Here is a 24,281-nt window from a genome sequence, read left to right on the forward strand (position 1 = left end):
ACGCGCGGGCCAGAACGGCGGTCACGTGCCAGTCCCAGCCGGCATCGACCCCGACCCGGGTCCGCGACAAAGTCTGGTAGCTCTTAAATTCCTCTTAATGTTACGGGCCTGCCCACGGCAGACCAAATCACAAGGTACCGCTGATAGCCACCGGCAACCGCTACCTAAAGCCTGTGTCCCACCGCCCCGGTCATCCGTGTTTCGGTTGTGGCGCATTTGCAATCAGCCCGTGAGCCCAGTTCAACGTCCAGTCGGTCGCCGGGGCCCCGTCGACGCTCCAGCACTGGGTCGTCGCGTACAACGCGTGGACCGGTTGGGCGGCCCCGCCGGCCAACGTGTTCAGCGTGCTCGGCAGGTTGGCGATGCTGAAGGCCTCTTCCGGTGCGGCGCAGATGAGGTCGCCCGGGGCGCAGATCTCGTTGGTCCTGCCGTTGAGGTCACCGAAGCCGCCCGGGCGGGCGCCGGTCATGGTGAGACCCAGCCCGGACAAGATCGGCACCTCGTGCAGCGTGACCTCGGCGCCCTGGCCCGGCGGGTTGGGCCCGATGTCATTACCCACCCCGAGCTGACGACGCCCGTCGGCGATCAACGTCACACCCAGCACCAGGTCTTCGTCGACGGGCCCGCGGCCGTTGCCGATATCGCTGGCGATGTCGCCCATGATCACCGCGCCCTGCGAAAAGCCCATCAGCACATAGCTGGTCAGCGGGCACTTGGTGTTCATGTCGGTCATCGCCGCCACGGTGGCGCGGGTGCCTTCGGCGCGGCTGGCGTTGTAGGACATCTGCGTGTCGCCGCTCAGCGGATTGTGGAACTGAGCGGTGTACGGGGTGGTGTACGCCTGCACCCGCGACGCGGGGAAGTCCTGGGTGAGGCTCGCGGTCACCTTGTGCAGCAACGCGTTCGGGAACTGCAGCGGGTTGGCGGGGTCGTCCTGGGGGGCGGACTCCCACGTGCCGGGAACGTTGACCAGCAGCACGTCGGGACACGAGGCGTCCTGGGATGCGGGTCGCGGCTTGTGCGGGTGCGATGTCGTCGACGACGGCGGCAAGACCCCGGGCGGCACCGCGCTGGGCTGCGACTCGCGCCCGCGCAGCACGGTGACGACGGCCACGATGACCAACAGGACGACACCGGCGACCGAAAGGGCGGCAACCCAGGCGAGGGTGCGGCGACGCTTACGCCGGGCGCTGTTAGCCATGTTCTCCTGCCAGCAGAGTCGGTGGATTCGCAGCTCGGATCCGGGCAAGCGGCCCTCGCGACCCCTGCTGCACTCCTACACGGTACCGGCTCTGCGGCTAGGCGAATCCGGGCCGCGACCCGCCGCGGCTGCTAGCGGATGGCGCCGACGATGTCGCCCGACATGGCCCCCAGTTGCCCCGACCACGAGCCCCAGCCGTTGTCGCCGCCGCCCGGGAAGTCGAAGTGGCCGTTGTGCCCGCCGTTGCTGCGGTACTGCTGGTAGAACTCCCGGGAACTGCCCATCGCCGCGGACGCCTGGCCGATCATGGCCGCGTCGTCGCCGCCCATATTGGTCGGGCTGTAGACCCAGACCCGCGTGTTGTTCTGCGCCAGCAGCGCCGAGTGCACGTACGGGTCGTGCCACTTCCACCGGCCCAGCTGCGGCGCACCCCACATGCCGTTGCCGTCCACGCCGCCGAACTGCTGCAGCCCGGCCAGGATCGCGCCGTTGTAGTTGGTGCTCGACGGGTACAGGAAGCCCGACAGCGAGCCGGCGAAGCCGAAGCGGTCGGGGTGGAAGGCGGCCAGCGCCATCGCGCCGTAGCCGCCCTGGGAGGCGCCGACGGCGGCGTGGCCACCGGGCGCGAGGCCCTTGTTGGCGGCCAGCCAATCGGGCAGCTCGCTGGACAGGAACGTGTCCCACTGCTTGCTGCCGTCCTGCTCCCAGTTGGTGTACATGCTCCACGCGCCGCCGGCCGGGGCCACCACCGAGATGCCCTTGCCGCTCAGCGTGTTCATCGCGTTGCCGGCGGTGACCCAGTTGCTCACGTCGGGCGCCGCGTTGAAGGCGTCCAACAGGTACACCGCGTGCGGGCCGCCGGCGAGGAAGGCCACCGGGATGTCCCGGCCCATGGCCGCCGACGGAACCATCAGGCTTTCGTAGCCCGCGGCCCTGGCCTTGCCGACGGCCCCGACCGCCGGTGAGACAAAGGCCAGCCCGACCGCTAGCGCGGCCAGGCAGAACGCCCGAAGAAGCGCTGGCACACCCCGCACGACCGTCATGTCCACCCTCCATCGTCTAGTCGCTGAATGCACATTAGCCAGCGGGCCGGCCCCCGCGCTCGCCGGGTAGTGAAACACGTCACACGTGCCGCGAACGACTAACGGCGGAAACCCCGAAGGGTTCCCGCCGCGAGTCGTGGTGCTTGGCGTGTTTTAGGTGCCCTGGCCGGTTCCGTTACCGGCAGCCGAGGCCGTGGCCGGGCCCGCGCCCGGGGTGGCGCCCAGAACCGACTGCATGTCAGGCTTCATCGCCTGCAGCTGCGCGCCCCAGTAGGGCCAGTCGTGGGTGCCGTTGGCGTCGAAGTTCCAGAACGCGTTGTGGCCACCGGCGGCGTTGTAGGCGTCTTGGAACTTCAGGTTGCTGGTCCGCACGAAGCCCTCGAGGAACTTCGCGGGCAGGTTGTCGCCACCGAGGTCGGACGGCTTGCCGTTACCGCAGTACACCCAGATGCGGGTGTTGTTGGCGACGAGCTTGCCCACCTGAAGCGACGGGTCGTTGCGCGCCCAGGCCGGGTCTTCCTTCGGGCCCCACATGTCGGCGGCCTTGTAGCCACCGGCGTCACCCATGGCCAGACCGATCAGCGACGGGCCCATGCCCTGAGACGGGTCCAGCAGCGCCGACAGCGATCCGGCGTAGACGAACTGCTCGGGGTGGTAGGCGGCCAGGATCAGCGCCGACGATCCGGCCATCGACAGGCCGACGACGGCGCTGCCGGTCGGCTTGACCTGCCTCTGGCTCTGCAGGTACGCGGGGAGCTCGCTGGTCAGGAAGGTCTCCCACTTGTAGGTGGTGCAGCCGGCCTTGCCGCAGGCGGGCTTGTACCAGTCGGAGTAGAAGCTGGACTGGCCACCCACCGGCATGGCGACCGAGATGCCCGACTGGTTGTACCACTCGAACGCCGGGGTATTGATGTCCCAGCCGTTGAAGTCGTCCTGCGCACGCATGCCGTCGAGCAGGTACAGAGCCGGCGAGTTCGCGCCGCCGCTTTGGAACTGAACCTTGATGTCGCGGCCCATCCCGGCGGACGGAACCTGCAGGTACTCCACCGGCAGACCCGGGCGCGAGAAGGCACCGGCGGTCGCCGAGCCCCCGACGGCGCCAATCAGGCCCGTCAGCAGCGCCGCACTGGCGGCCCCCACCACGAGCCGGCGCGGCATACTCGCCACGGCGCCGCGCAATCTGTCGACAAGCGTCATCCTTGCTTCCTCATCCTTCTTGCGGCCTCCCGGCGCATTCGTCCGTTTGGGCGCTTTCCTGATTGGGTCGAACTGCCTGCGCGTACCCACTTGCACGGCTCCTCGTCGAACCGGTCGGCCCGCATCGTCACCGCGCGAAGCGCAGGAGTGCCCGTGTAGTCAACCACACCTTGCCCCATTCGTTCGCATCGAGGCGGGCCCCCGAACCGGCGAGCGGCCCACCTACCCAGCGGTTTTCATGTCAAACACGTGTAGAAAAGGCGAGTATTGCGCATGTGCTTGACCGCCATTGCCAGCTGGTGAGAGGCCAAATGTGATGTTGCTGCCATTTTTTCGTGACGGGCCGGCCGTAATCGTGGTGAAATCTGCCGAAATTTCTTCTGCGCAGCGCTTACTCGCGAGGCGGCGGGGGCGATTGTTCGGGTATCGGAAGCCCGCACCGCGCCAGCTCGTAGAGCGGGACCCGGTCGATGCGGTACTTGGTGAACTGGAAGGAGTGCAGCACGTTGGACAGGAACCGATGCGGGTTCATCGGCGCGCGCACCGAGCCGAGCACCGCCTGGGTGTCGGGGCATTTCAGCGCCGCGACCGCGTCGGCGACCCACTGCGCGTCCAGGTAGCCCGGGATTCCCGGGTACACCTTCACCCAGGGGCCGTCGGCGATCACCCAGTCCGGGAAGAGGTTCTTGTCATGCCCGATGCGGCCGTGCTTGAGCCGCTCGGTGTGTTGCGCCAGTGGATTCGCCAGCCCGATCTGGTCGATGACCCGGACGTCGAGCCCGACGTTCATGCCGACCATGCCGAGGTTGGTGAAAAACACCGCGTGCTGCGGCTTTTGCGGTTTGTCGCCCGGCGCGGGCTGGGCCTGCGGCACCAGGTCCCATTGGATGTAGTTGCCCGACGGCAGCAGCAGCGCGCCGTCGGGGGTGTCGTTCAGGGCCGTCAGGATGGCGGCCATCCGCGGGTAGCCCAGGTAGTCCGCGGCGGTCAGCGGATGTGCGTGACCGGTGGCCTGGGCGTAGAAGCGCCGTTCGTCGACGATGCCGGAGTACGTGACGTGGGTGGCGTCGTCGCCCATGCCGGGTGAATTCGCGGCCCACAGCGACCAGCCGGCCACCCCCAGCCACAGCGCGGCGGCCGCGCCGGCCACCCAGTTACCGGTCTCGCGCGAATAGTCCTGGCCGTCGGGGATGGCGACCGGGACGACGGCCACGGGGGCCAGCAGGCAGAACACGGGCGCCAGCAGCACCCGCGCGTGCATGAAGTCGCCGCCCTGCCGAATCCAGTACAGGGCCTGCAGCAGGCCGCTGATCAGGACCCACGCGACCACCGCCGGCGGGCTGTGCACGGCCCGGGCCACCCGCCCGTAGTCGGGCGCCAGCGCGGGCCGCAGGAACGAGGGCCGGCGCCGGGCTGCGAACAGCAGCACGCCCAGCGGCACGAGCAGGACCACGGGTATCCACACCGCGTACGGGGCGTCGAAGTTCGAGAGGTAGATCATGCCCTGGGACCACTTGTCCCCGGCCGCATCCTTGGCCAGGGCGGTGCCCGGCACCAGCAGGCCGTAGTAGCCCATCCGGAAGATCTCGTAGCCGACCGGCAGGAGACCGCCGGCCGCCACGATCAGCGCGCGGCGCCGCCAGGTCCGGGCGGCGATCATCATCATGATCAGCGCCAGCCCACCCATGAGCGCCAGCTCGGGCCGGACCAGGACGCTGAACCCGGCGACGAACGCCAGCGCGCCGACGAACACGTTCTTGTCCGGGCGGTTGCGAACGGGCTGCGCCCAGCAGACCATCATCCACCACAGCAGCCCGAGGTAGGCCAGCGCCAAACCGCTTTCCAGGCCCGAGGTGGCGAAGTCGCGCGCCGGCGGCAGCGCGATGTACACCAGTGCGCCGGCGGGCAACATGATCGCTTTGCGCCCGCGCAGGCTGGGCGCGTACAGCCGCGCGGCGCCCAGCATCAGCAGCGCCACACCGAGCACCGAAAGCACCAGCGCCAGAGCCAAAGCCACGTACTCCATGCGCAGCGGGCCGCCGACCCAGCTGCCGGCGTACATCAGGTACGTCCAGGCGGTGGAGGTGTTGGCCTCCACCCGCTCGCCCTGGTTGAAGACCGGCCCGTTGCCGGCGAGCAGGTTGCGCACGGTGCGCAACACGATGAGCCCGTCGTCGGCGATCCACCGCCGCTGCCAGGCGCCCCAACCGAACAGGACGGCGACGACCGCGACGCCGATCCACAGGCTGGTCCGCACCATGGTCGTGTATGGGAACACCGGCCAGCCGGGCCGCCTGATCACCGGCCGGCTGCGCATCATGCGCGCCTTGAGCGCCTGCAGCTCGGGGCTAACCGAAGGCAACGGCGGCTCCAATGGTCGCGATCCACGCCACCGCCAGCAGCTGCAACACCCGGTCCCGCAACGCGATGTCTTCGGGCTCCCCGGCCAGACCGCCGTCCACGTCGACCGCGTAGCGCAGGATCGCGATGGTGAACGGGACCATGGAGACCGCGAACCAGGACCCCGAATGGTGGTCGCGCTCGAACGCCCACAAGCCGTAACAGACCACCACCGCGGTGGCGGACATGGTCCAGACGAACCTCAGGTACGTGCTGGTGTAGCTCTCCAGCGACTTGCGGATCTTGGCGCCGGTGCGTTCGGCCAATTGCAGTTCGGCGTAACGCTTGCCGGCCACCATGAACAGCGACGCGAACGCCGCCGAGAGCAAAAACCATTGTGACAGCGGGATTTCGGTGGCCACGCCGCCGGCGATGGCGCGCAGCAGGTACGCCGATGACACGATGCAGATGTCAAGCACCGCTTGGTGTTTGAGTCCGAAGCAGTACGCCAGCTGCATGCCGAGGTAGACGGCCATCACCAAGGCCAGGTTCGGCGTCACCATCCAGGCGATGCCCAGCGAGGCCGCACCCAGCAGCACCGCCAGGGCGTAGGCCAGCCACTCGGGCACGACGCCCGCCGCGATCGGGCGGAACCTCTTGGTGGGGTGTTCGCGGTCGGCCTCGACGTCGCGCACGTCGTTGACCAGATAGATCGACGACGCCGCCAGGCTGAACACCACGAACGCCAACCCGACCTGAGTGAGCATCTGCCCGTAGTCGTATCGAATCCCGCTGCCCAGCCCGGCCACCGGCGCGGCCAGCACCAAGACGTTCTTCACCCACTGGCGCGGGCGGAGCGCCTTGATCACCCCGGCGACCAGGTTGCTGGGCGGCCCGGCCACCACTTCCTCGGTTTCCTCGGTCATGCGTTACCTCTTACAACCTCTTGCACCTGTCCGGCGCGGCGCGCGATCGCCGCGATGACGGCACCCAGGGCGATGCCGCAGGCCACGTCGCTGGGGTAGTGCACGCCCAGCAACATTCGCGACAACGCCATCGGCGGCACCAGGACCGCGGGTAGCGGCAGGCCGGTGGTCCGGCCCATCAGGATGGCGGCGGCGGTGGTGGAAGTGGCATGCGCGGAGGGAAAACTCAACTGGCTGGGCGTGCCGACGTTCACCACGACGGCGGGATCGTGCGGCCGCTTGCGCCGCACGATCCGCTTGACGACCACGGCGGCGGCGTGGGCGACGAAGGCGCCGGCCCCGGCGATCAGCCAGTCCCCGCGCCGCTTCGGCGACAGGACCGCGCCGAGCAGGGCGACGGCCACCCACCCGACGCTGTGCTCGCCGAAGTGGGACAGCGCGCGCGCCACCGATAGCACCCCGGGCCGACCGCCCAGCGCCGCCTGGACGGCGACCAGCGCGGCCACCTCACCGCGCGGGGCCTGCGCAGCAGAGGCCTCAGGCATGTTCCGCAGCTGGCAGCAACGCCGTCTCCCACTTCTGCTTGCTGGACAACACCGGCAGTGCGTCGCGATAGACCCTGCGCATCTCGTCGAACCGGCTGAGCAGCTGACGCTGCCGGCGCAACGATTTGAACAACAGCGAGAACATCTTTCGGCGGTCCCGCTGTCGGTAGACCACGCCGCATCCGTCGGCCGTCGTGACCGTCACGCCGTCGACGGTGCACAAGCGGAACCAGCGCGCGTCCTGGGTCGGCACGTTGTACTCCGGGGTCCGGTGCGCCTCGGTGTCGGCCTTGGTCGCGTTGTGCAGGATCCCGCGGGCCAGCCGGTAACCGATCGACACCGGGTTGACCGGCGGGTTCATCACCCTGCTCTGGTAGCGCGGTTGCGGTAGCTCGCTGGCCGCCGGCAGCACCACCGCGTCCGGGTATTCCTTGCGCAGGCGATGCACCTCCGGCAGCGCGGATTCCAGGATCGAGAAGATGTGCTCGGGCCCGGCGAGGAAGTCGTCGATGGCCCTGTTCTGGATCGCCACCGTCGAATACTCAAGGCAGGCAAGGTGTTTCAGCGTCGCCTTGAGGTGGCTGCGGACCAGCCCGGTGATGTCACCGTCCCAGTGCAGCGCCGCGACCACCAGCCGGTTGCGCAGGTGGAAGTAGGCCTGCCAGTCGATGGCGTCGTCCTTGTCGCTCCAGGCCATGTGCCAGATGGCGGCGCCGGGCAGGGTGACGGTCGGATAGCCGTGCTCGCCGGCGCGCAGGCCGTATTCGGCGTCGTCCCATTTGATGAACAGCGGCAGCGGCTGGCCCAGTTCCTCGGCGACCTGCCGGGGGATCATGCACGTCCACCAGCCGTTGAAGTCGACGTCGATGCGCCGGTGCAGCAGTGCGCTGCGAGGGTTCTTGTCGTTCAACGGAAATTGCGCGAAGTCGTGGTCGTATTCGGCGTGCGGCGCGGCGGTCCACATGAAGTTCGACTGGTCGACGACCTCGCCCATGATGTGCAGGTGGGACGGCTCCTGCAGGTTCAGCATCTGGCCGCCGATGAGCATCGGTGTCTTGGCGAAGCGGTGCAGAGCCAGCACCCGCAGGATCGTGTCCGGCTCGATGCGGATGTCGTCGTCCATGAACAGGATCTGTTGGCAGTCGGTGTTTTTCAGCGCCTCGTACATCACCCGGCTGTAGCCGCCGGAGCCGCCGAGGTTGGGCTGGTCGTGGATGGACAACCGATCGCCCAGGCCGGCGGCCGCCGCCGGGAAGTCCGGGTGTTCGCGCACCTTGCGGGTGCCCTGGTCCGGAACGATCACCGCGCCGATCACCTTGTCCACCAACGGGTCTGCGGTGAGGTCGGCCAGCGCGTTGACGCAGTCGGCGGGGCGGTTGAAGGTGGGGATGCCGACGGCGATGTTGGCCGTGCCCGGGGCCGGCTCGGTCGCATACCAGCCGCCGCTGATCAGGTTGACCTCGGTGTCGGTGGTGATGTCGAACCAGATCCAGCCGCCGTCCTCGAACGGCCGCAGGGCCACCTCGATCTCGACGACGGCCGGCTGCTCGTCGGTGCCGACGAATTGGCGGCCCTCCACCGAGATTCGCACCCCGGTGGCCTTGGTCCGGTAGACGTCGACGCGTCCGGTCCCGGTCAGCTCGACGCGCAACACGACCGAACTGCAGATCGACCAGCGCCGCCAGTAGCTCGCGGGGAACGCGTTGAAGTAGGTGGCGAACGACACCTCGGACTCTTTGCCGATCTCCAGCGAGGTGCGGCTGGTGGCATGCGCACGCCGGGCGTTGGTCGTCGACTCCTCCAGGTACAGCTTGCGCACGTCGAGCGGCTCGCCGGGACGCGGCAGGATGATTCGGGACAACAGGCTTACGGCAGTCATCAGGCGCCACTCCTCCTCATCGCTTCGCTCTGCATCGTCGTAGCACGCATCAGGCGCCACTCCTCCTCATCGCTTCGCTCTGCATCGTCGTGGCACGCATCAGTCGCTCTCCCCCACTAGAGCTTTGCCGTCGCGCAGGTGCGGCGCGAGGACGTTGTCGTACATGTTCAGTGCGCTGGCGATGGCCATGTGCATGTCCAGATACTGGTAGGTGCCCAACCGCCCGCCGAAAAGCACCTTCGCCGAAGCGGTTTCGGACTTCGCCCTGGCCCGGTAGGCGGCCAGCACGGCGCGGTCGGCCTCGGTGTTGATCGGGTAGTAGGGCTCGTCGTCGTCCTCGGCGAACCGCGAATATTCGCGCATGATCACGGTCTTGTCGGCCGGATAGTCGCGCTCGGTGTGGAAGTGCCGGAACTCGTGGATGCGGGTGTAGGGCACGTCGGCGTCGTTGTAGTTCATCACCGGTGTGCCCTGGAAATCCCCGATCGGAAGCACTTCCAGCTCGAAGTCCAGCGTGCGCCAGCCCAGCCGGCCCTCGGCGTAGTCGAAGTAGCGGTCCAGCGGGCCGGTGTAGACGACCGGCGCGTCGGGGCTGTCCGCGCGCAGTTGGTCGCGCACGTCGAACCAGTCGGTGTCCAGCCGGACCTCGATGCGGTCGTCGGCGGCCATGTTCTGCAGCCACGCCGTGTACCCGTCGACCGGCAGGCCCTCGTAGGTGTCGGAAAAGTAGCGGTTGTCGAACGTGTAGCGCACCGGCAGCCGGGTGATGTTCGACGCCGGCAGCTCCTTGGGGTCGGTCTGCCACTGCTTGGCGGTGTAGTTCTTGAGGAAGGCCTCATAGAGCGGCCGGCCGACCAGGGAGATGGCCTTCTCCTCGAAGTTCTGCGCGTCCTCGGTTTTGATCTCGGCGGCCTGCTCGGCGATGAGCTTGCGCGCCTCGTCGGGGGTGAAGTACTTGCCGAAGAACTGCGACACCAGGCCCAGCCCCATCGGGAACTGGTAGGCCTGCCCGTTGTGCATGGCGAAGACCCGGTGCCGGTAGTCGGTGAACTCGGTGAACTGCCGCACGTAGTCCCAGACCCTCTTGTTAGAGGTGTGGAACAGGTGGGCGCCGTACTTGTGCACCTCGATGCCGGTGTGCGGCTCGGCTTCCGAATAGGCGTTGCCACCGATGTGCGGACGGCGGTCCACCACGAGTACACGCTTCTGAAGCTGGGTAGCCACGCGCTCGGCAATGGTCAGTCCGAAGAATCCAGAGCCGACGACGAAAAGATCGAAACGAGCTGTCATCGGTTGCTTAGGGTATCCGACCGCGGGGCCCTAACCCATTTGGCGAGGCCACGGAGAGGGCCGGCCGTTTGACGGGCGCCGCCGCGGGGGCCTTCGCGGCGGCCGGTGGGAGGTCCCGGGCTCGCGATCACAGTCCTGGTCGCAATTGCCTCACGATTCAATATCACCACTCTAGTAACAGGGTCCCCACTCGTACCATCGACTGTGTGTGATTCCAGCCAGATAGGACCGGCGGGACCGCCAACACAACACATAGTCAGATAGAGGAGACTTCCGTGCCGAACCGACGCCGACGCAAGCTCTCGACAGCCATGAGCGCGGTTGCCGCCCTGGCAGTGGCGAGTCCGTGCGCATACTTCCTTGTTTACGAATCGACGGCCGACCACAAGGCGCCCGAGCATCACGAGTTCAAGCAGGCCGCGGTGATGAGCGACCTGCCCGGCGAGCTGATGGGCGCGCTGTCCCAGGGGCTGTCGCAATTCGGGATCAACATGCCTCCGGTTCCCGCCCTGAGCGGGGGCGCGACCACACCCGGTCTCGCCAGTCCCGGCCTGGGCACTCCGGGCCTCGGGACCCCCGGGCTGGGGACGCCGGGCCTGACCAATCCCGGCCTGACGAGCCCCGGTTTGACCAGCCCCGGCCTGACGAGCCCCGGTTTGACCAGCCCCGGGCTGGCGAGCCCGGGCCTCACGAACCCCGGCGCGGCTCCTACGACGCCCGGGCTCACCGCGCCCGGTGCGCTGCCGGCCACCCCGGGCGCGGGGATCGCGACCCCGGGCGCCGGGCTCAACCCCGCGCTGTCCAACCCCGGGCTGACCAGCCCGGCCGGGGTGGCGCCGGGGCTCGGCAGCCCGACCCTGTCGCCGAGCGAGGTACCCATCGACTCCGGGGCCGGCCTGGACCCGGGCGTCGGCGGCACCTACCCGATCCTCGGCGACCCGTCGACGTTCGGTAACGCTTCGCCCATCGGTGGCGGCACCGGCCTGGGCGGTGGCTCCGGATCCGGCGCCAGCGGCGGCCTGGTCAACGACGTCATGCAGGCGGCCAACCAGTTGGGCGCCGGTCAGGCGATCGACCTGCTCAAGGGCTTGGTGATGCCGGCCATCACGCAGGGCATGCAGGGCGGCGGGGCCGCGGGCGCCCTCCCGGGTGCCGCCGCGGGCGCTCTGCCGGGCGCCGCGGGTGCCTTGCCGGGCGCCGCGGGCGCCCTGCCCGGTGCCGCGGCGGGAGCACTCCCGGCCGCCGCGGGTGCCGCCGGTGCGCTTCCGGCGGCCGCGGGCGCGGTGCCGGCACTGCCCCCGGTCTGACCTTTACCCGAACCCTCCACCAGACGGCACCGCAGAATCATCTGCGGTGCCGTCGATTTTGGTCGAGATTCGGCCACGCCCAACCTCGTGTCGTCTCATAGATAACATTAGAAACACACGTAACATCGGCTGGTGTCTCGCAGTCGCGCGCCGACGATGATGCTCACCGCCATCGCGGCGACCGTCGTCATCGTCTCGTGGGTGGGGGACGCGACGCGCGGTCGCGTTGCCGCCGGCCCAGCGCCGGCGCGCGGCACCCAACTCGTCGAGCAACCGCTCATCGGACTGGGCGCCGGAGTCACGGTTCGCGAAATCGGTCAGGACACTCCGTTCTCGTTGGTGGCGCTGACCGGCGACCTGGCCGGCACGTCGACCCGGGTGCGCGCCAGACACCCCGACGGCTCGTGGGGCCCCTGGTATCAGACGGAGTACGAAACCGCGGCGCCCGACCCCGCGGGGGCCGCCCATCCGGCCGGCGTTGCGGAGGGGCCGCGCGGCACGGACCCGGTCTTCGTCGGCACCACGACCACCGTCCAGATCGCGGTGACCCGGCCGCTCGACGCGAAGGCGACCCAGCCGCCCCCGGCGTCCCCGACTGAAGCGAAGGATCTGGGGTACAAACCGGCGTCGAGGGAACAGCCCTTCGGGCAGAACATCTCCGCCGTCCTCATCTCCCCGCCCCAAGCGCCGACCCAAACCCAGTGGACACCTCCGTCCGGGGTGGTGATGCCCGGGCAGGCGCCCCCCATCATCAGCCGCGCGGAATGGGGTGCCGACGAATCGCTGCGATGCGGTAGCCCGCAGTACGACAACGGGATTCGCGCCGCGGTCATCCACCACACCGCGGGCAGTAACGACTATTCGCCGCTGGAATCGGCCGGGATCGTCAAGGCCATTTACACCTACCACAGCAAGACGCTGGGCTGGTGCGACATCGCCTACAACGCGCTGGTCGACAAGTACGGACAGGTGTTCGAGGGCAGCGCAGGCGGGCTCACCAAGGCGGTCGAGGCCTTCCACACCGGCGGGTTCAACCGCAACACCTGGGGCGTGTCGATGATCGGCAACTTCGACGACGTGCCCCCGACACCGATCCAACTGCGCACCGTCGGCCGCCTGCTCGGTTGGCGGCTGGGCATCGACGGCGTCGACCCCAAGGGCACGGTGCAACTGGAGTCGGCCGGCAGCCACTACACCACCTTCCCGGCGGGTTCGGTCGCGACGCTGCCGACCATCTTCACCCACCGTGACGTCGGCAACACCGACTGCCCGGGCAACGCCGCCTACGCGCTGATGGACGAGATACGGGACATCGCAGCGCATTTCAACGACCCACCGGAGGAACTTATCAAGGCGCTGCAGGGCGGCGCGATCTACGATCACTGGCAGGCGATCGGCGGGATGAACAGCGTGCTGGGTGCGCCGACCGCGCCCGAGGACAGCGCGGCCGGTGACGCCCGCTTTGTCACCTTCGCCCGGGGCGCCATGTATTGGTCACCCGAGACCGGCCCCCAGCCGGTCACCGGCGCCATCTACGACGCCTGGGGATCGCAGAGCTACGAGCGCGGCCCACTCGGGTTGCCGACCAGCGCGGAAATACAAGAGCCGCTGCAGATTACGCAGAACTTCCAGCACGGGACGCTGAACTTCGAGCGGCTGACCGGAAACGTCACCGAGGTGGTGGACGGCATCACGACGCCGCTGGCCACCCAATTGCCAAGCGGCCCAACGGTGCCCGCCGAACACTTCTCGCTACCGGCGCACCCCGGCGCCACCTGAGGCGCGTTAAAGCCACCAACGTTCCAGCACCCGCCCCACGCCGTCGTCGTTGTTGGCGGCGGTCACCTCGTCGGCGGCGGCCTGCACGTCGGGATGGGCGTTGCCCATCGCCACGCCATGGCCCGCCCAGCGCAGGATCGGCAGGTCGTTGGGCATGTCGCCGAACGCCACCACCTCCTCACGGGCGATCTGCAGCGGCCTGGCGATCTCGTCCACCCCGGTGGCCTTGCTGATCCCCAGCGGCACGATCTCGACCAGGCCGTTGTCGGTGGAGTAGGTGATGTCGCCCTCGATGCCGACGTGCTTGGCCAGCTCGGCGGCCATGTCGGAGCTACGGGCCCCGGCCCGGCGAATGAGCAGCTTGATCGCCGGGGCGCTGAGCAGGTCCTCGATCGACACCTCGGTGTTGTCGGGGTTGAGCCAGGCATGCTCGTAGCCCGGCGAGCTGATGAACTGCGGGGTCGCCGTGTCGTGGGCGCGTTCGCCGATCCGCTCGACGGCCAGACCCGCGCCGGGTATGACGCGAGTCGCCAGCTCCGCCAACTCGGCCAGGGTGTCGACGGACAGCGTGCGCGTCGACATCACCCGGTCGGTGGCGGAGTCATAGATCACGGCGCCGTTGGCGCACACCGCAATTGGGGCGAAGCCCAGCGCGTCGACGACGGGACGTATCCACCGGGGCGGGCGCCCGGTCGCCACGACGAACTGCGCACCGGAGTCCACCGCGGCGCGAATGGCGTCGCGGGTGCGCGGGGTGATCTTTTCGTCGTCGTCGAACAGGGTGCCGTCGACGTCGCAGGCGATGAGCGTCGGCTTCATCGTCCTCGGGCCCGACCGCTCAATGCAATCCGCTTTGCGTCTGCCCCGGGCGCGTGACGCCGTCGGTCCCGTACTTCTGCATCCGCTCCTGCAATTCCGACAACCGGATGGCCCGGGAATCCTCCTGGGTGGGCGCGCCGCCCCCCAATCGGCGCGGCACCCAGAATTCGTCCTTCGGGTGCGGATATTCCTCCTGCACCCGATACAGCAGGGCATTCATCGCCTCACGCAACACCGCGTTGAGCTGCTCGGGCGTGCCCCGCGGTGGCAGCGGGCGCCCGGCGACCACGGTGATCGGAACCTTGTTGCGCAGCACCTTTTTCGGATGGTCCTTGGGCCAGATCCGGTGGGCGCCCCACACGATCACCGGGACGATCGGCACCTGCGCTTCCAGCGCCATGCGCGCGGCCCCGGTCTTGAATTCCCGCAGCTCGAAACTGCGGCTGATGGTGGCCTCGGGGTGCGTCCCGATCAGCTCGCCCTCGCGCATGCGTTGCACCGCCGCGTCGAAGGCGTCGTGACCCGACCTGCGATCCACCGGGATCAGCCGGGCGTGCTTGATGACGTAGTTGACCGCCTTCACGTCGGCCATCTCGGCCTTGATCATGAAATACGCGCGCCGCCGGCGCTCCCGGACGGCCATCAGCGTGGGAAGCCAGTCCAAGTAACTGGTGTGGTTTTGGGCCAGCAGGGCGCCGCCGCGCTCGGGGATGTTCTCGAGGCCCTCATAGGTGAACTTGGTTCCCTGCATGGCGACCATCGGCGGGACGATCCACTCCGCCAGCCGGTAGAACCCCTCGGGCATGTTGTCTCCTTCGCCTACTGCGACGGGCGGTCGGCCCGGTTGGCCGCCTTCTTGGCCGATCGGGCCGCCGCCTCGTCGGCCTCGATGCGCGCGGCCTCCGCGCGGGTCGGGGCCGTCCCGCCCAGCCGGTGCGGCACCCAGTACGCCCCGGGCTCGTGCGGATAGTCCCGTTGCGCCTCGTGCAGCAACGTCGTCATCGAGTCGCGCAGGGCAGCGTCGGTCTGCGCAATGTCTTCGCGCACCTGCAACGGCGCGCCCACCTGCACGGTGACAGGAATTTTGGCCCGACCGAGTTTACGCGGGTGGTCCTTGGTCCAGATGCGCTGCGCCCCCCACACGATCACCGGGACGATCGGGACGTTCGCCTCCAGCGCCATCCGCGCGGCGCCCGTCTTGAACTCCTTGAGCTCGAAGCTGCGACTGATCGTCGCTTCGGGGTACACGCCCACCAGCTCACCCTCACGGAGCCGCTGCACGGCCACCGCGTAGGCGCCCGCGCCGGCGCCCCGGTCCACCGGGATCGTGCGGGTGTGCTTGATCAGGAAGTTGACCACCCTGACCTGCTGCATCTCCGCCTTGATCATGAACCGCAGGCGCCGCCCCCGGCGGTACACGGCCAGGCCAGCGGGCAAAAAGTCGACGTAGCTGGTGTGGTTGATCGCCACCACGGCCCCACCCCGCTCAGGGATGTGCTGCTCGCCGCGATAGGTGATTTTGGTGCCGGTGGCCGCCACCGCCAGTTGGGCCAGGAGCTCCAGCGCGCGGAAGGTCGGCTCCACCATCGATCACTGCTCCGGCGCCCCTGCGGGGCGCGCCCGGCGCGCCGCCCGGGCGGCCGCCTCCTCGGCTTCCAGCCGGGCCGCTTCCGCCAGCGACGGGGCGCCCCCGCCCAACCGGTGCGGCACCCAGAACTCCCCGGCGGGATGGGCGCCGTAGAGTTCCTGCGCGCGTTCGAGCAGGTGCTGCATCCGGGAATGCAGGAGGCCCTTCAATTCCTCGATGCCCAGCGTCGGCTCGATCGGTTCCCCGACCACCACGACGATCGGCACCTTCGGCCGCCAGAGCTTCTTCGGGTGGTCCTTGGTCCAGATGCGCTGGGCGCCCCAGACGATGTGCGGGACGATCGGCACCCCGGCCTCGACCGCCATGCGGGCCGCGCCCGATTTGAACTCCTTGATCTCGAAGCTGCGGCTGATGGTGGCCTCGGGGTAAACCCCGACCAGCTCACCGTCTTTCAGGTGCCGGACGGCGGCCTCGTAGGAGGCGGCGCCGTCCTGCCGATTCACCGAGATGTGGCGCAGGCTGCGCATGATGGGCCCGGTGACCTTGTGGTCGAAGACCTCCTGCTTGGCCATGAACCGCACCTTGCGGCCCAGGCCCTGCTTGTAGGCGGGCAACCCCGCGAACGTGAAGTCCAAATAGCCGGTGTGGTTGATCGCGATGACCGCACCGCCGCTCGTCGGGAGGTTCTCCACACCCGTGACCGTGATCTTCAGCCCCTGCGCGCGCCATACCAAGCGGGCTAGCTGGATGACAGTCCCGTAAACCGGTTCCACAGCTCATCAGCCTAGTGCTCCGGGCTGCGCGGCGCCCCCGGATGGCGCCTCGCGCTAAGCTCGGGGGCGCAAAAACCGTCACCGCCGGCCGACCCCGACTCGGTCCCCCAGCGCCCCCCGGAAAGGTATTAGTGCAGGTCACCAGCGTAGGCCACGCCGGATTTCTGATCGAGACCCAAGCGGGCAGCATCCTTTGCGACCCCTGGGTCAATCCGGCCTACTTCGCCTCCTGGTTCCCGTTCCCGGACAACAGCACGCTGGACTGGGACAAGCTGGGCGCCTGCGACTACCTGTACGTGTCGCACCTGCACAAGGACCACTTCGACGCGAAGAACCTGGCCGAGCACGTCAACAAGGACGCGACGGTCCTGCTGCCGGACTTTCCCGTGCCTGACCTGCGAAACGCGTTGCAGGAGTTGGGCTTTCACCGATTCTTCGAGACCAGCGATTCGGTGAAGCATCGGATCGACGGTCCCCGTGGCGGCCTGGACGTCATGATCATCGCCCTGCGGGCGCCCGCCGACGGCCCGATCGGCGATTCGGCGCTGCTGGTCTCCGACGGCGCCACAACGGTTTTCAACATGAACGACGCCCGGCCCGTCGACCTGGACGTGCTGGCCGCCGAGTTCGGGCACATCGATGTGCACCTGCTGCAGTACTCCGGGGCGATCTGGTACCCGATGGTCTACGACATGCCGGCGCGCGCCAAGGAGTCCTTCGGCGTCCAGAAGCGGCAACGGCAGATGGACCGCGCCTGCCAGTACCTCGCCCAGGTCGGGGCTACGTGGGTGGTCCCGTCCGCGGGGCCGCCGTGCTTCCTGGATCCCGAGTTGCGCCACCTCAACGACGACCACGCGGATCCGGCCAACATCTTTCCGGACCAGATGGTGTTCCTGGACCAGATGCGCACGCACGGCCACGACGGCGGCCTGCTGATGATGCCCGGGTCGACCGCCGACTTCACCGGGTCCACCCTGAATTCGCTGCGCCACCCGCTGCCCACCGACGAGGTCGAGGCCATCTTCACCACGGGCAAGGCCGACTACATCGCCGCGTACGCCGAGCGGATGGCGCCCGTCGTCGCCGCCGAGCGGGCGAGCTGGGCCCCCGCGGCCGGGGAACCCCTCCTGGAATCGCTGCGCGCGTTGTTCGAGCCGATCATGTCCCAAAGCGACGAGATCTGCGACGGGATCGGCTACCCCGTCGAACTGGTGCTCGGTCCCGAGACGGTGATCCTGGACTTCCCGAAACGCGCCGTGCGGGAACGGATTCCGGACGAGAAAGTCCGCTACGGATTCGAGATCGCACCGGAGCTGGTGCGCACCGTGCTGCGCGACCGCGAACCCGACTGGGTCAACACCATCTTCTTGTCCACCCGCTTTCGGGCGTGGCGGGTCGGCGGCTACAACGAGTACCTCTACACCTTCTTCAAGTGCCTGACCGACGAACGCATCGCCTACGCCGACGGCTGGTTCGCAGAAACCCACGACGACTCGGCGTCGGTCACGCTGGACGGCTGGGAGATCCAGCGCCGCTGTCCCCACCTCAAGGCCGATCTGTCGAAATTCGGTGTGGTAGAAGGGAACACGTTGACCTGCAACCTGCACGGGTGGCAGTGGCGATTGGACGACGGGCGGTGCCTGACCGCGCGGGGCCACCAGCTGCGGAGTCGCCGCGCGTGAACGACTCCCACCGCTCCTACGACTCCTACGACGATGGGCTGGTTCAGCTGGATCGCGCGGCGATCACGTTGCGCCGCTACCACTTTCCGTCGGGCACATCGAAGGTCATCGCGCTCGGCTCGATCCGCGGTTACAAAGCCGAAAGCCTGGGCCTGTTCACGCAGCGGCTCCGAATCTGGGGCAGCTCCGATTTCCGCCGCTGGCTTCCCCTGGACATCCGACGGCCGCTGCGGTCGACGCTGATCACCCTGGACGTACCAGGCACCTGGCCCAGCCCCGCGTTCACGCCGGCGCGTCCCGACGAGTTCACCGCGCTGCTCGACGAACTGCTGGCCGCCCGCGGCTAGCGTCCCCGGCCGGCGAGCGCCCGGCGTCGGGCCGCTGAACGTGCACTGATGGCGAATTCCGGCGTGATTTCTCGCACTGGTTACACGCTGGGTGAGGGTCAGCGCGCATCCAATGCCGCACGCGCCGCGTTGTAGCCGGGGATGAACGTGATGCCGGGTCCGCCGTGGCATCCCGCGCTGCCCAGGTACAGCCCCTCGATCGGGATCGGCTGGCCCAGAAACCCCCTGGGGCCCGGCCGGTTGGGGCCGACCTGATTCGCGTTCAACAGACCGTGGCAGTAGTCGCCGCCCGGGGCGCCGAACATCACCCCCATGTGCTTGGGCGTGAAGGTGGTGTGCCGGATGATGCTGCGTTCGAAATTCGGCGCGAGCCGGGTGATCTTGTCGATCACCCGCTGACCCATTTCGACCTTCGCCTGCCCATAATCCACGTCCCCCTCGATCGGGAAGAACAACGCGAACGCCGACGCGGCGTGCTTGCCCGCCGGGGCGAGGTCCGGGTCGTTCTGCGAGGGGATCTGCAGCACCACCGTGGGATCGGCCGGAACGACCCCGCGCCGCGCGTCCTCCCACTGCTGCTGGACCTCTTCCGGCGTGCAGAACAGGCCGATGGAGGCCTGCATGGCCGGTGCGTTGAGGGCCTCATACGGCGCGGCGAAGGCGGGGGCCTCGTCCAGCGCGAAGTGCATCTGCAGGTAGCTGCCGCGGTGGTCGATGCGCGCGTAGCGCGCCCGGATGTCGGCGGGCAGCGCGGCGGGATCGATCAGGTCGTTGAGCGTGGTGTCCGGGGCGATGCCCGAAACGACGATCGGGGCGTGCAGCGTCTCCCCCGCCTCGGTGCGCACGCCGGTCACCCGCCCGTCCGCGACGAGGATCTCGGTCACCTTGGTGCGCAGCCGAACCTCGCCGCCGTGGCTTTCCAGCACGTCGCACAGGTGCGAGGTGAGCGCGCCGATGCCGCCGCGCAGCTTCTTCATCTGCATCGTGTCGCCCTCGGGAACGCCGAGGCCGAAGGCGAGCGCGGCCGCGCTGCCGGGGGTGGCCGGGCCCCGGTACAGCGTGTTGACGGCCAGCACGGTCATCGAACCGCGCAGCGCGCCGTGTTTCTCGCGGTCGGGCAGGTAGCGGTCCAGCACGTCGGTGACCGAGCCGAACAGCATGTCGTCGATGGCCGCGCGCTCGAATTCGTTTGTGGCGCAGGCATACATCTCGTCGATGCTCTTGGGCGGGGTGCCGGCTTCGAAGCGGCCCAGCGCGCGGGTCGGGCCCTGGCTCCACGCCATCAGCCCCGCCATCCCGTTGACGGCGTCGGCCCCGTGCACCTCGTTGAGGTGGGTGAACAGCTTGACCGGGTCGCTGTATTGAACCAGCGGATCGTCGCCGACCCCGCGCACCGCCACCGACATCACGTCCAGGTCGATCGTCGGCAGGGTGTCCAGGCCCAGCTCGTCGACCACCACCTGTGATGTCGGGAACTGCACCGAGCCGGCGATCTCGAACTGATACCCGTCGAAAAGCTCGACGGTGGAAGCCATCCCGCCGGCGTAGAGCTTGGGATCCAGGCACACCGTCCGCAGCCCGGCCTTGGCCAGCAGCACCGCCGCGGTCAGACCGTTGTGCCCCGCACCGATGACGATCGCGTCATATCCAGTCATGTTCTTGCCCTCCGCAAAGGAGGCTCGCACGGCCCCAAAGTTTTGTCAATTATGACGAAACTTGCCCGGAGGTCGCGGTGAGCCAGGAGTCGGTGATCCCCGCCCGCAGCGACTCCAACGCCGCGTGGCACAGCCGCGCGAGTTCGCCCAAAGACCGCTCGTCGCCGACCATCCAGACCTCCATCGCGCCGAAGACGGCCGCCGCGATGCACCGCGCGGTCACCGCGGTGCGCACCCGCTGGTCGGCCGTCGGCTCCGCGTTACCGCGGCCACGCCGTTGCAGCTGTGCCGCAATGGCGTCGGCGAAGTCGGCCTGGACCTCCCGGATGTGGCGGACGATGCGGCCGGGGTCGAGCTCGTCCTGGCGCAGCGCGGCGATCTTGGTGACGGCGTCGACGTCGTACGGGAACGAGAAGATGGCCGACTGCACCGAGTCGATGATCGGTTCGTCGGCCGGCCTGGCGTCCAGGGCCGCGCGAAACCAGTGCAGCCCCGTGTAATCGGCGAACAACAGGTCGTGCTTCGAGCTGAAGTGGCGATAGAACGTCCTCAGCGACACCCCGGCGTCGGCGGCGATCTGTTCGGCCGACGTGTCCTCGACACCCTGGGCGAGGAAGCGCACCAGGGCGGCCTGGCGCAACGCTTCGCGGGTGCGCTCGCTGCGCGCCGTCTGAGCGGGCCTGACCATTGCAGCAAGATACCAACACTTCGGTTTGGCCATTCGGTTTGTTGTGTCAATATTGACAAAACTTTGCGGCGCGGGTGAGACTGCGCCCATGGTCTCGCTACTCACTCACGCGGTGCTCGGACTGGCGGTCATCGGTTGGATCGTCACGTCGAACTCGAAGGTCTTCGCCCGGCCGGCCAACGGCCCACTGTTTTCGCCGATGGAAATCGTCTACTACGTCGTCGGCATCGCGTCCGTGGCGCTCGGCTGGTATTTCAACATCACGTTCGTGCACGAGTACTCGCAGGGCTCCACCAATCCCCTGTGGGGCGAACACGGGAGCTGGGCCGAATACATCAAGCTGATGTTCACCAACCCCGCCGCGAGCTCGGCCAGCCAGGACTACACGATCGCGAATGTGATTCTGCTGCCGATCTTTACGATCGTGGACGGCTACCGGCGCGGGCTGCGCCACCCCTGGCTGTACTTCGTGTCCAGCCTGTTCACCAGCTTCGCGTTCGCGTTCGCCTTCTACTTCGCGACGATGGAACGGCAGCGCCGGCACGCGCAGGTCACCGGCGAGGCCGCGCCGAAGATCAGCGCCTAGCCCGGTTTGGTGGCCCGCCATCGCTGCCGGCCACGCTTGACCTCGGTGTCGATGTCGGTGAATCCCGCGGCGCGAAGCCGGCCGGGCAGGTCCTTCGGCGCGATGGGGTTGTAGGTGTCGGCAACGTGGATCAGTCGGAACGCCAGCGACGGGACGCCGTCGCTACCGGCGAACACCCCGCCGGGCCGCAGCAGCCTGAACGCCTCGGCGAAGAGCTGATCCTGCAACGCGGCGGTGGGAACGTGGTGCAGCATCGTGAAGCACACCACCGACGTGAAATCGGCTGCGGGCAGGCCGGTTTCGGTGCCGCTCGCCTGGATGATCCGGGCCCGCTCGCCGTAGCGGCGCTGCAGGCGATCGGCCATCGCGCCGTCGAGTTCAACGGCCGTGAGTGATTCCGTGCGATCGAGCAGGGCGCGCAGCGTCGCGCCGTATCCGGGGCCGATTTCCACAGTGCGCGTGCCCAGTTCGACGCCGTGGAGCGCCCACGGCAGCAGCTGATCGGCCACCGCCCTTTCCCATGACGGGGAGCTGCAGCGCCGTCGGTGGATCAGATTCATCGCCATACCGCCCACGCTAGGCCGCGACGGCGGGTGCGTGCTTCCGATATCCTGCCGAGATATGTCGGAAATCAGCCACCACGGACTGGTCACGTCGGCGCAGACGCTGCCGCCGGGCGCGCGGATCGAACGGCACCGCCATCCGCAACACCAGATCGTGTACCCGTCCTCGGGCGCGGTGTCGGTGACCACCCCGGCCGGAACGTGGATCACGCCGGCCAATCGCGCCATCTGGATACCGGCCGGATGCTGGCACGAGCACAAGTTCCACGGCACGACGCAATTTCACGGCGTCGCACTGGATCCCGGCCGCTACCGCCGCGGCCCGCGGGCGCCGGCCGTGCTGGCGGTCAGCCCGCTGATGCGCGAACTGATCATCGCGTGTTCGCAGGCCGACGGCACCGAGACCGCCGAGCATCACCGGATGCTGGCCGTCCTGCACGACCAGGTGCGGGCGACCGGCGTCGCGGAGCCGCTGTGGATCCCCACGCCCGTCGACCCCCGGCTGCGCCGGGCGTGCGCACTGATCGCCGACAACCTGCGCGAGCCGTTGACGCTGCAGCAGATCGGCGATCGGGTCGGCGTCGGACAACGCACGCTGAGCCGATTGTTCAGCGACGAGCTGGCCATGACGTTCCCGCAATGGCGCACCCAGGTCCGGCTGCAGCATGCCCTCGTGTTGCTCGCCGATCGGCGCGATGTCACGTCGGTGGCGGCCGAATGTGGTTGGGCCACGGCGAGTGCGTTCATCGACACCTACCGGCGGGCGTTCGGCCACACCCCGGGGCAGCTGGCCGGCGGGCGCTAGCTACCCACCCGGCTCGAGCACCTCGGCGCCGACGAACGGCACCAGCGCCTCGGGAACCCGCACACTGCCATCGGGCCGCTGGTGGTTCTCCAGGATCGCCACCAGCCAGCGGGTGGTGCCCAGCGTGCCGTTGAGCGTGGCCGCGGTCTGGGGCTTGCCGTTCTCGTCGCGGTAGCGGGTCGACAGCCGGCGCGCCTGGAACGTGGTGCAGTTCGACGTCGACGTCAGCTCGCGATAGGTGCCCTGCGTGGGAACCCACGCCTCGCAGTCGAACTTGCGGGCGGCCGACGAGCCGAGATCGCCTGCGGCCACGTCGATCACCCGATACGGCACCTCGATGCGGGCCAGCATCTCGCGCTGCCAACCCAGCAGCCGCTGGTGTTCGGCCTCGGCGTCGGCGGGCGTGCAGTAGACGAAGCCTTCGACCTTGTCGAACTGATGCACCCGGATGATGCCGCGGGTGTCCTTGCCGTGGCTGCCGGCCTCGCGCCGGAAGCACGACGACCAGCCCGCATAGCGCAGCGGTCCGCCGGACAGGTCGAGGATCTCGTTGGCGTGGTAGCCGGCAAGCGGCACCTCGGACGTGCCGACGAGGTAAAGATCATCGGCGTCGAGGTGATACACCTCTTCTGCGTGGGCGCCGAGGAATCCGGTGCCCGACATCACTTCTGGGCGCACCAGCACCGGCGGGATGATCAGGGTGAAACCGTTGCTGACTGCCAGCTGCGCCGCCAGCTGCAGCAGGCCGAGCTGCAGCAGCGCGCCCTGGCCGGTCAAAAAGTAGAACCGCGAGCCGGACACCTTGGCGCCGCGCTGCATGTCGATCAGGCCCAGCGACTCGCCCAGCTCGAGGTGGTCCTTGGGGTCGTCGAGCGCGGGGGGTTCGCCGACGGTGTCGAGGACGGCGAAGTCGTCCTCCCCGCCGGCCGGGACGCCGTCGATGACGACGTTCGAGATGGCCATGTGCGCCGCGGTGAACGCCGCCTCCGCCTCGGCCTGGGCGGCCTCGGCGGCCTTCACCTGCTCGGCCAGTTCCTTGGCGCGCGCGAGCAACGCGGGCCGCTCGTCGGGCGACGCGGCGCCGACGCTCTTGCTCGCGGACTTCTGGTCTGCGCGCAGCGCGTCGGCGGAGGAGATGGCGGCCCGGCGTGCGGCGTCGGCCGACAGCAGCGTGTCCACCAGCGTCGGGTCTTCACCGCGGCTGAGCTGGGAGCGGCGCACGGCGTCGGGGTCTTCCCGGAGCAGCTTCAGGTCGATCACGGCCCTGA

General features: G+C 68.7%; 22 protein-coding genes. 6 read left to right on the plus strand and 16 right to left on the minus strand.

Annotated features, from left to right (window positions below):
* Positions 1 to 190: 190 nt before the first annotated feature.
* The 8 genes from culp6 to glf form a co-directional block, all read right to left on the minus strand.
* Complete coding sequence (culp6, locus tag QGN31_RS24400; protein WP_009956783.1) at positions 191 to 1,201, minus strand: carboxylesterase Culp6; 1,011 nt, start codon at positions 1,199 to 1,201, stop codon at positions 191 to 193.
* A 131-nt stretch (positions 1,202 to 1,332) separates the two neighbouring features.
* Positions 1,333 to 2,235, minus strand: coding sequence for an esterase family protein (locus tag QGN31_RS24405; RefSeq protein WP_008263024.1), 903 nt, complete (start codon positions 2,233 to 2,235; stop codon positions 1,333 to 1,335).
* Between the two features lie 162 nt (positions 2,236 to 2,397).
* The gene (gene ag85A, locus QGN31_RS24410; RefSeq protein ID WP_008263023.1) at positions 2,398 to 3,441 is read right to left on the minus strand and encodes a diacylglycerol acyltransferase/mycolyltransferase Ag85A; all 1,044 of its coding nucleotides are present in this window, start codon (positions 3,439 to 3,441) and stop codon (positions 2,398 to 2,400) included.
* A 391-nt stretch (positions 3,442 to 3,832) separates the two neighbouring features.
* A complete protein-coding gene (aftB, locus tag QGN31_RS24415) occupies positions 3,833 to 5,803 on the minus strand; it encodes a terminal beta-(1->2)-arabinofuranosyltransferase (protein WP_269147568.1) in 1,971 nt (656 codons plus the stop codon).
* Positions 5,790 to 6,707 (minus strand): decaprenyl-phosphate phosphoribosyltransferase, encoded by a 918-nt coding sequence (locus QGN31_RS24420; RefSeq protein ID WP_008263021.1) that lies wholly within the window; start codon positions 6,705 to 6,707, stop codon positions 5,790 to 5,792. Before QGN31_RS24420 ends, aftB begins: the two co-directional genes overlap by 14 nt.
* Positions 6,704 to 7,252, minus strand: a complete 549-nt coding sequence (locus QGN31_RS24425) for a phosphatase PAP2 family protein (RefSeq protein ID WP_179960096.1) — start codon at positions 7,250 to 7,252, stop codon at positions 6,704 to 6,706. The genes QGN31_RS24420 and QGN31_RS24425 overlap by 4 nt, the downstream gene beginning before the upstream one ends.
* Positions 7,245 to 9,131, minus strand: a complete 1,887-nt coding sequence (locus tag QGN31_RS24430; protein ID WP_008263006.1) for a glycosyltransferase — start codon at positions 9,129 to 9,131, stop codon at positions 7,245 to 7,247. Before QGN31_RS24430 ends, QGN31_RS24425 begins: the two co-directional genes overlap by 8 nt.
* Before the next feature lie 99 nt (positions 9,132 to 9,230).
* A complete protein-coding gene (gene glf, locus QGN31_RS24435; RefSeq protein WP_008263005.1) occupies positions 9,231 to 10,421 on the minus strand; it encodes a UDP-galactopyranose mutase in 1,191 nt (396 codons plus the stop codon).
* Positions 10,422 to 10,696: 275 nt separating this feature from the next.
* On the opposite strand from glf, the gene QGN31_RS24440 reads away from it, so the two are divergent.
* Positions 10,697 to 11,728, plus strand: coding sequence for a PirG (locus tag QGN31_RS24440; protein ID WP_173662725.1), 1,032 nt, complete (start codon positions 10,697 to 10,699; stop codon positions 11,726 to 11,728).
* A gap of 132 nt (positions 11,729 to 11,860) precedes the next feature.
* Entirely contained in the window at positions 11,861 to 13,507 is a 1,647-nt protein-coding gene (locus tag QGN31_RS24445) for an LGFP repeat-containing protein (protein ID WP_179293376.1), read from the plus strand.
* 6 nt (positions 13,508 to 13,513) lie between these two features.
* Here QGN31_RS24445 and QGN31_RS24450 read toward each other — a convergent pair whose 3' ends face one another.
* The 4 genes from QGN31_RS24450 to QGN31_RS24465 are packed head-to-tail and all read right to left on the minus strand — an operon-like array spanning position 13,514 to position 16,687.
* A complete protein-coding gene (locus QGN31_RS24450; protein WP_008263000.1) occupies positions 13,514 to 14,326 on the minus strand; it encodes a Cof-type HAD-IIB family hydrolase in 813 nt (270 codons plus the stop codon).
* A 19-nt stretch (positions 14,327 to 14,345) separates the two neighbouring features.
* Positions 14,346 to 15,131: a lysophospholipid acyltransferase family protein gene (locus tag QGN31_RS24455; protein WP_014378849.1), complete on the minus strand. Its 786-nt coding sequence runs from the start codon at positions 15,129 to 15,131 to the stop codon at positions 14,346 to 14,348.
* Positions 15,132 to 15,145: 14 nt separating this feature from the next.
* Positions 15,146 to 15,913 carry a lysophospholipid acyltransferase family protein gene (locus QGN31_RS24460; protein ID WP_014378848.1) on the minus strand — a complete coding sequence of 256 codons (768 nt, stop codon included), beginning with the start codon at positions 15,911 to 15,913 and terminating at the stop codon, positions 15,146 to 15,148.
* A 3-nt stretch (positions 15,914 to 15,916) separates the two neighbouring features.
* Positions 15,917 to 16,687, minus strand: coding sequence for a lysophospholipid acyltransferase family protein (locus QGN31_RS24465; protein WP_026071075.1), 771 nt, complete (start codon positions 16,685 to 16,687; stop codon positions 15,917 to 15,919).
* Between the two features lie 131 nt (positions 16,688 to 16,818).
* On the opposite strand from QGN31_RS24465, the gene QGN31_RS24470 reads away from it, so the two are divergent.
* Together QGN31_RS24470 and QGN31_RS24475 are read left to right on the plus strand one after the other, a co-directional pair.
* Positions 16,819 to 18,369: an MBL fold metallo-hydrolase gene (locus tag QGN31_RS24470; RefSeq protein WP_014941134.1), complete on the plus strand. Its 1,551-nt coding sequence runs from the start codon at positions 16,819 to 16,821 to the stop codon at positions 18,367 to 18,369.
* On the plus strand, positions 18,366 to 18,716 hold the full coding sequence (locus tag QGN31_RS24475) for a hypothetical protein (protein WP_009956952.1): 351 nt from the start codon (positions 18,366 to 18,368) through the stop codon (positions 18,714 to 18,716). Before QGN31_RS24470 ends, QGN31_RS24475 begins: the two co-directional genes overlap by 4 nt.
* A 98-nt stretch (positions 18,717 to 18,814) precedes the next feature.
* Here QGN31_RS24475 and QGN31_RS24480 read toward each other — a convergent pair whose 3' ends face one another.
* Entirely contained in the window at positions 18,815 to 20,371 is a 1,557-nt protein-coding gene (locus tag QGN31_RS24480) for a phytoene desaturase family protein (protein WP_014381612.1), read from the minus strand.
* A 49-nt stretch (positions 20,372 to 20,420) separates the two neighbouring features.
* On the minus strand, positions 20,421 to 21,059 hold the full coding sequence (locus tag QGN31_RS24485; protein ID WP_014381611.1) for a TetR/AcrR family transcriptional regulator: 639 nt from the start codon (positions 21,057 to 21,059) through the stop codon (positions 20,421 to 20,423).
* Between the two features lie 88 nt (positions 21,060 to 21,147).
* Here QGN31_RS24485 and QGN31_RS24490 point away from each other — a divergent pair, with 88 nt between their 5' ends.
* Entirely contained in the window at positions 21,148 to 21,645 is a 498-nt protein-coding gene (locus QGN31_RS24490) for a DUF2834 domain-containing protein (protein WP_008262978.1), read from the plus strand.
* Here the strand turns inward: QGN31_RS24490 and QGN31_RS24495 are convergent.
* On the minus strand, positions 21,642 to 22,211 hold the full coding sequence (locus QGN31_RS24495) for a class I SAM-dependent methyltransferase (protein WP_014941133.1): 570 nt from the start codon (positions 22,209 to 22,211) through the stop codon (positions 21,642 to 21,644). The two genes, QGN31_RS24490 and QGN31_RS24495, sit on opposite strands and share 4 nt — an antisense overlap.
* A gap of 55 nt (positions 22,212 to 22,266) precedes the next feature.
* Here QGN31_RS24495 and QGN31_RS24500 point away from each other — a divergent pair, with 55 nt between their 5' ends.
* Positions 22,267 to 23,013: an AraC family transcriptional regulator gene (locus tag QGN31_RS24500; protein WP_014383635.1), complete on the plus strand. Its 747-nt coding sequence runs from the start codon at positions 22,267 to 22,269 to the stop codon at positions 23,011 to 23,013.
* Here the strand turns inward: QGN31_RS24500 and serS are convergent, their stop codons facing one another.
* The gene (serS, locus tag QGN31_RS24505) at positions 23,014 to 24,273 is read right to left on the minus strand and encodes a serine--tRNA ligase (RefSeq protein ID WP_008262975.1); all 1,260 of its coding nucleotides are present in this window, start codon (positions 24,271 to 24,273) and stop codon (positions 23,014 to 23,016) included.
* Positions 24,274 to 24,281: the final 8 nt, after the last annotated feature.

The organism is Mycobacterium sp. 2-64, assembly GCF_035918375.1.
GTDB classification, from domain to species: Bacteria; Actinomycetota; Actinomycetes; order Mycobacteriales; family Mycobacteriaceae; genus Mycobacterium; species Mycobacterium intracellulare.

What these genes read in the sequence shown, in the direction of transcription:
- culp6 (WP_009956783.1), bottom strand. Translation starts at nt 1,201, where the DNA reads ATGGCTAACAGCGCCCGGCGTAAGCGTCGCCGCACCCTCGCCTGGGTT.
- ag85A (WP_008263023.1), bottom strand. Translation starts at nt 3,441, where the DNA reads ATGACGCTTGTCGACAGATTGCGCGGCGCCGTGGCGAGTATGCCGCGC.
- QGN31_RS24420 (WP_008263021.1), bottom strand. Translation starts at nt 6,707, where the DNA reads ATGACCGAGGAAACCGAGGAAGTGGTGGCCGGGCCGCCCAGCAACCTG.
- QGN31_RS24425 (WP_179960096.1), bottom strand. Translation starts at nt 7,252, where the DNA reads ATGCCTGAGGCCTCTGCTGCGCAGGCCCCGCGCGGTGAGGTGGCCGCG.
- QGN31_RS24430 (WP_008263006.1), bottom strand. Translation starts at nt 9,131, where the DNA reads ATGACTGCCGTAAGCCTGTTGTCCCGAATCATCCTGCCGCGTCCCGGC.
- glf (WP_008263005.1), bottom strand. Translation starts at nt 10,421, where the DNA reads ATGACAGCTCGTTTCGATCTTTTCGTCGTCGGCTCTGGATTCTTCGGA.
- QGN31_RS24450 (WP_008263000.1), bottom strand. Translation starts at nt 14,326, where the DNA reads ATGAAGCCGACGCTCATCGCCTGCGACGTCGACGGCACCCTGTTCGAC.
- QGN31_RS24455 (WP_014378849.1), bottom strand. Translation starts at nt 15,131, where the DNA reads ATGCCCGAGGGGTTCTACCGGCTGGCGGAGTGGATCGTCCCGCCGATG.
- QGN31_RS24460 (WP_014378848.1), bottom strand. Translation starts at nt 15,913, where the DNA reads ATGGTGGAGCCGACCTTCCGCGCGCTGGAGCTCCTGGCCCAACTGGCG.
- QGN31_RS24480 (WP_014381612.1), bottom strand. Translation starts at nt 20,371, where the DNA reads ATGACTGGATATGACGCGATCGTCATCGGTGCGGGGCACAACGGTCTG.
- QGN31_RS24485 (WP_014381611.1), bottom strand. Translation starts at nt 21,059, where the DNA reads ATGGTCAGGCCCGCTCAGACGGCGCGCAGCGAGCGCACCCGCGAAGCG.
- QGN31_RS24490 (WP_008262978.1), top strand. Translation starts at nt 21,148, where the DNA reads ATGGTCTCGCTACTCACTCACGCGGTGCTCGGACTGGCGGTCATCGGT.
- QGN31_RS24495 (WP_014941133.1), bottom strand. Translation starts at nt 22,211, where the DNA reads ATGGCGATGAATCTGATCCACCGACGGCGCTGCAGCTCCCCGTCATGG.
- QGN31_RS24500 (WP_014383635.1), top strand. Translation starts at nt 22,267, where the DNA reads ATGTCGGAAATCAGCCACCACGGACTGGTCACGTCGGCGCAGACGCTG.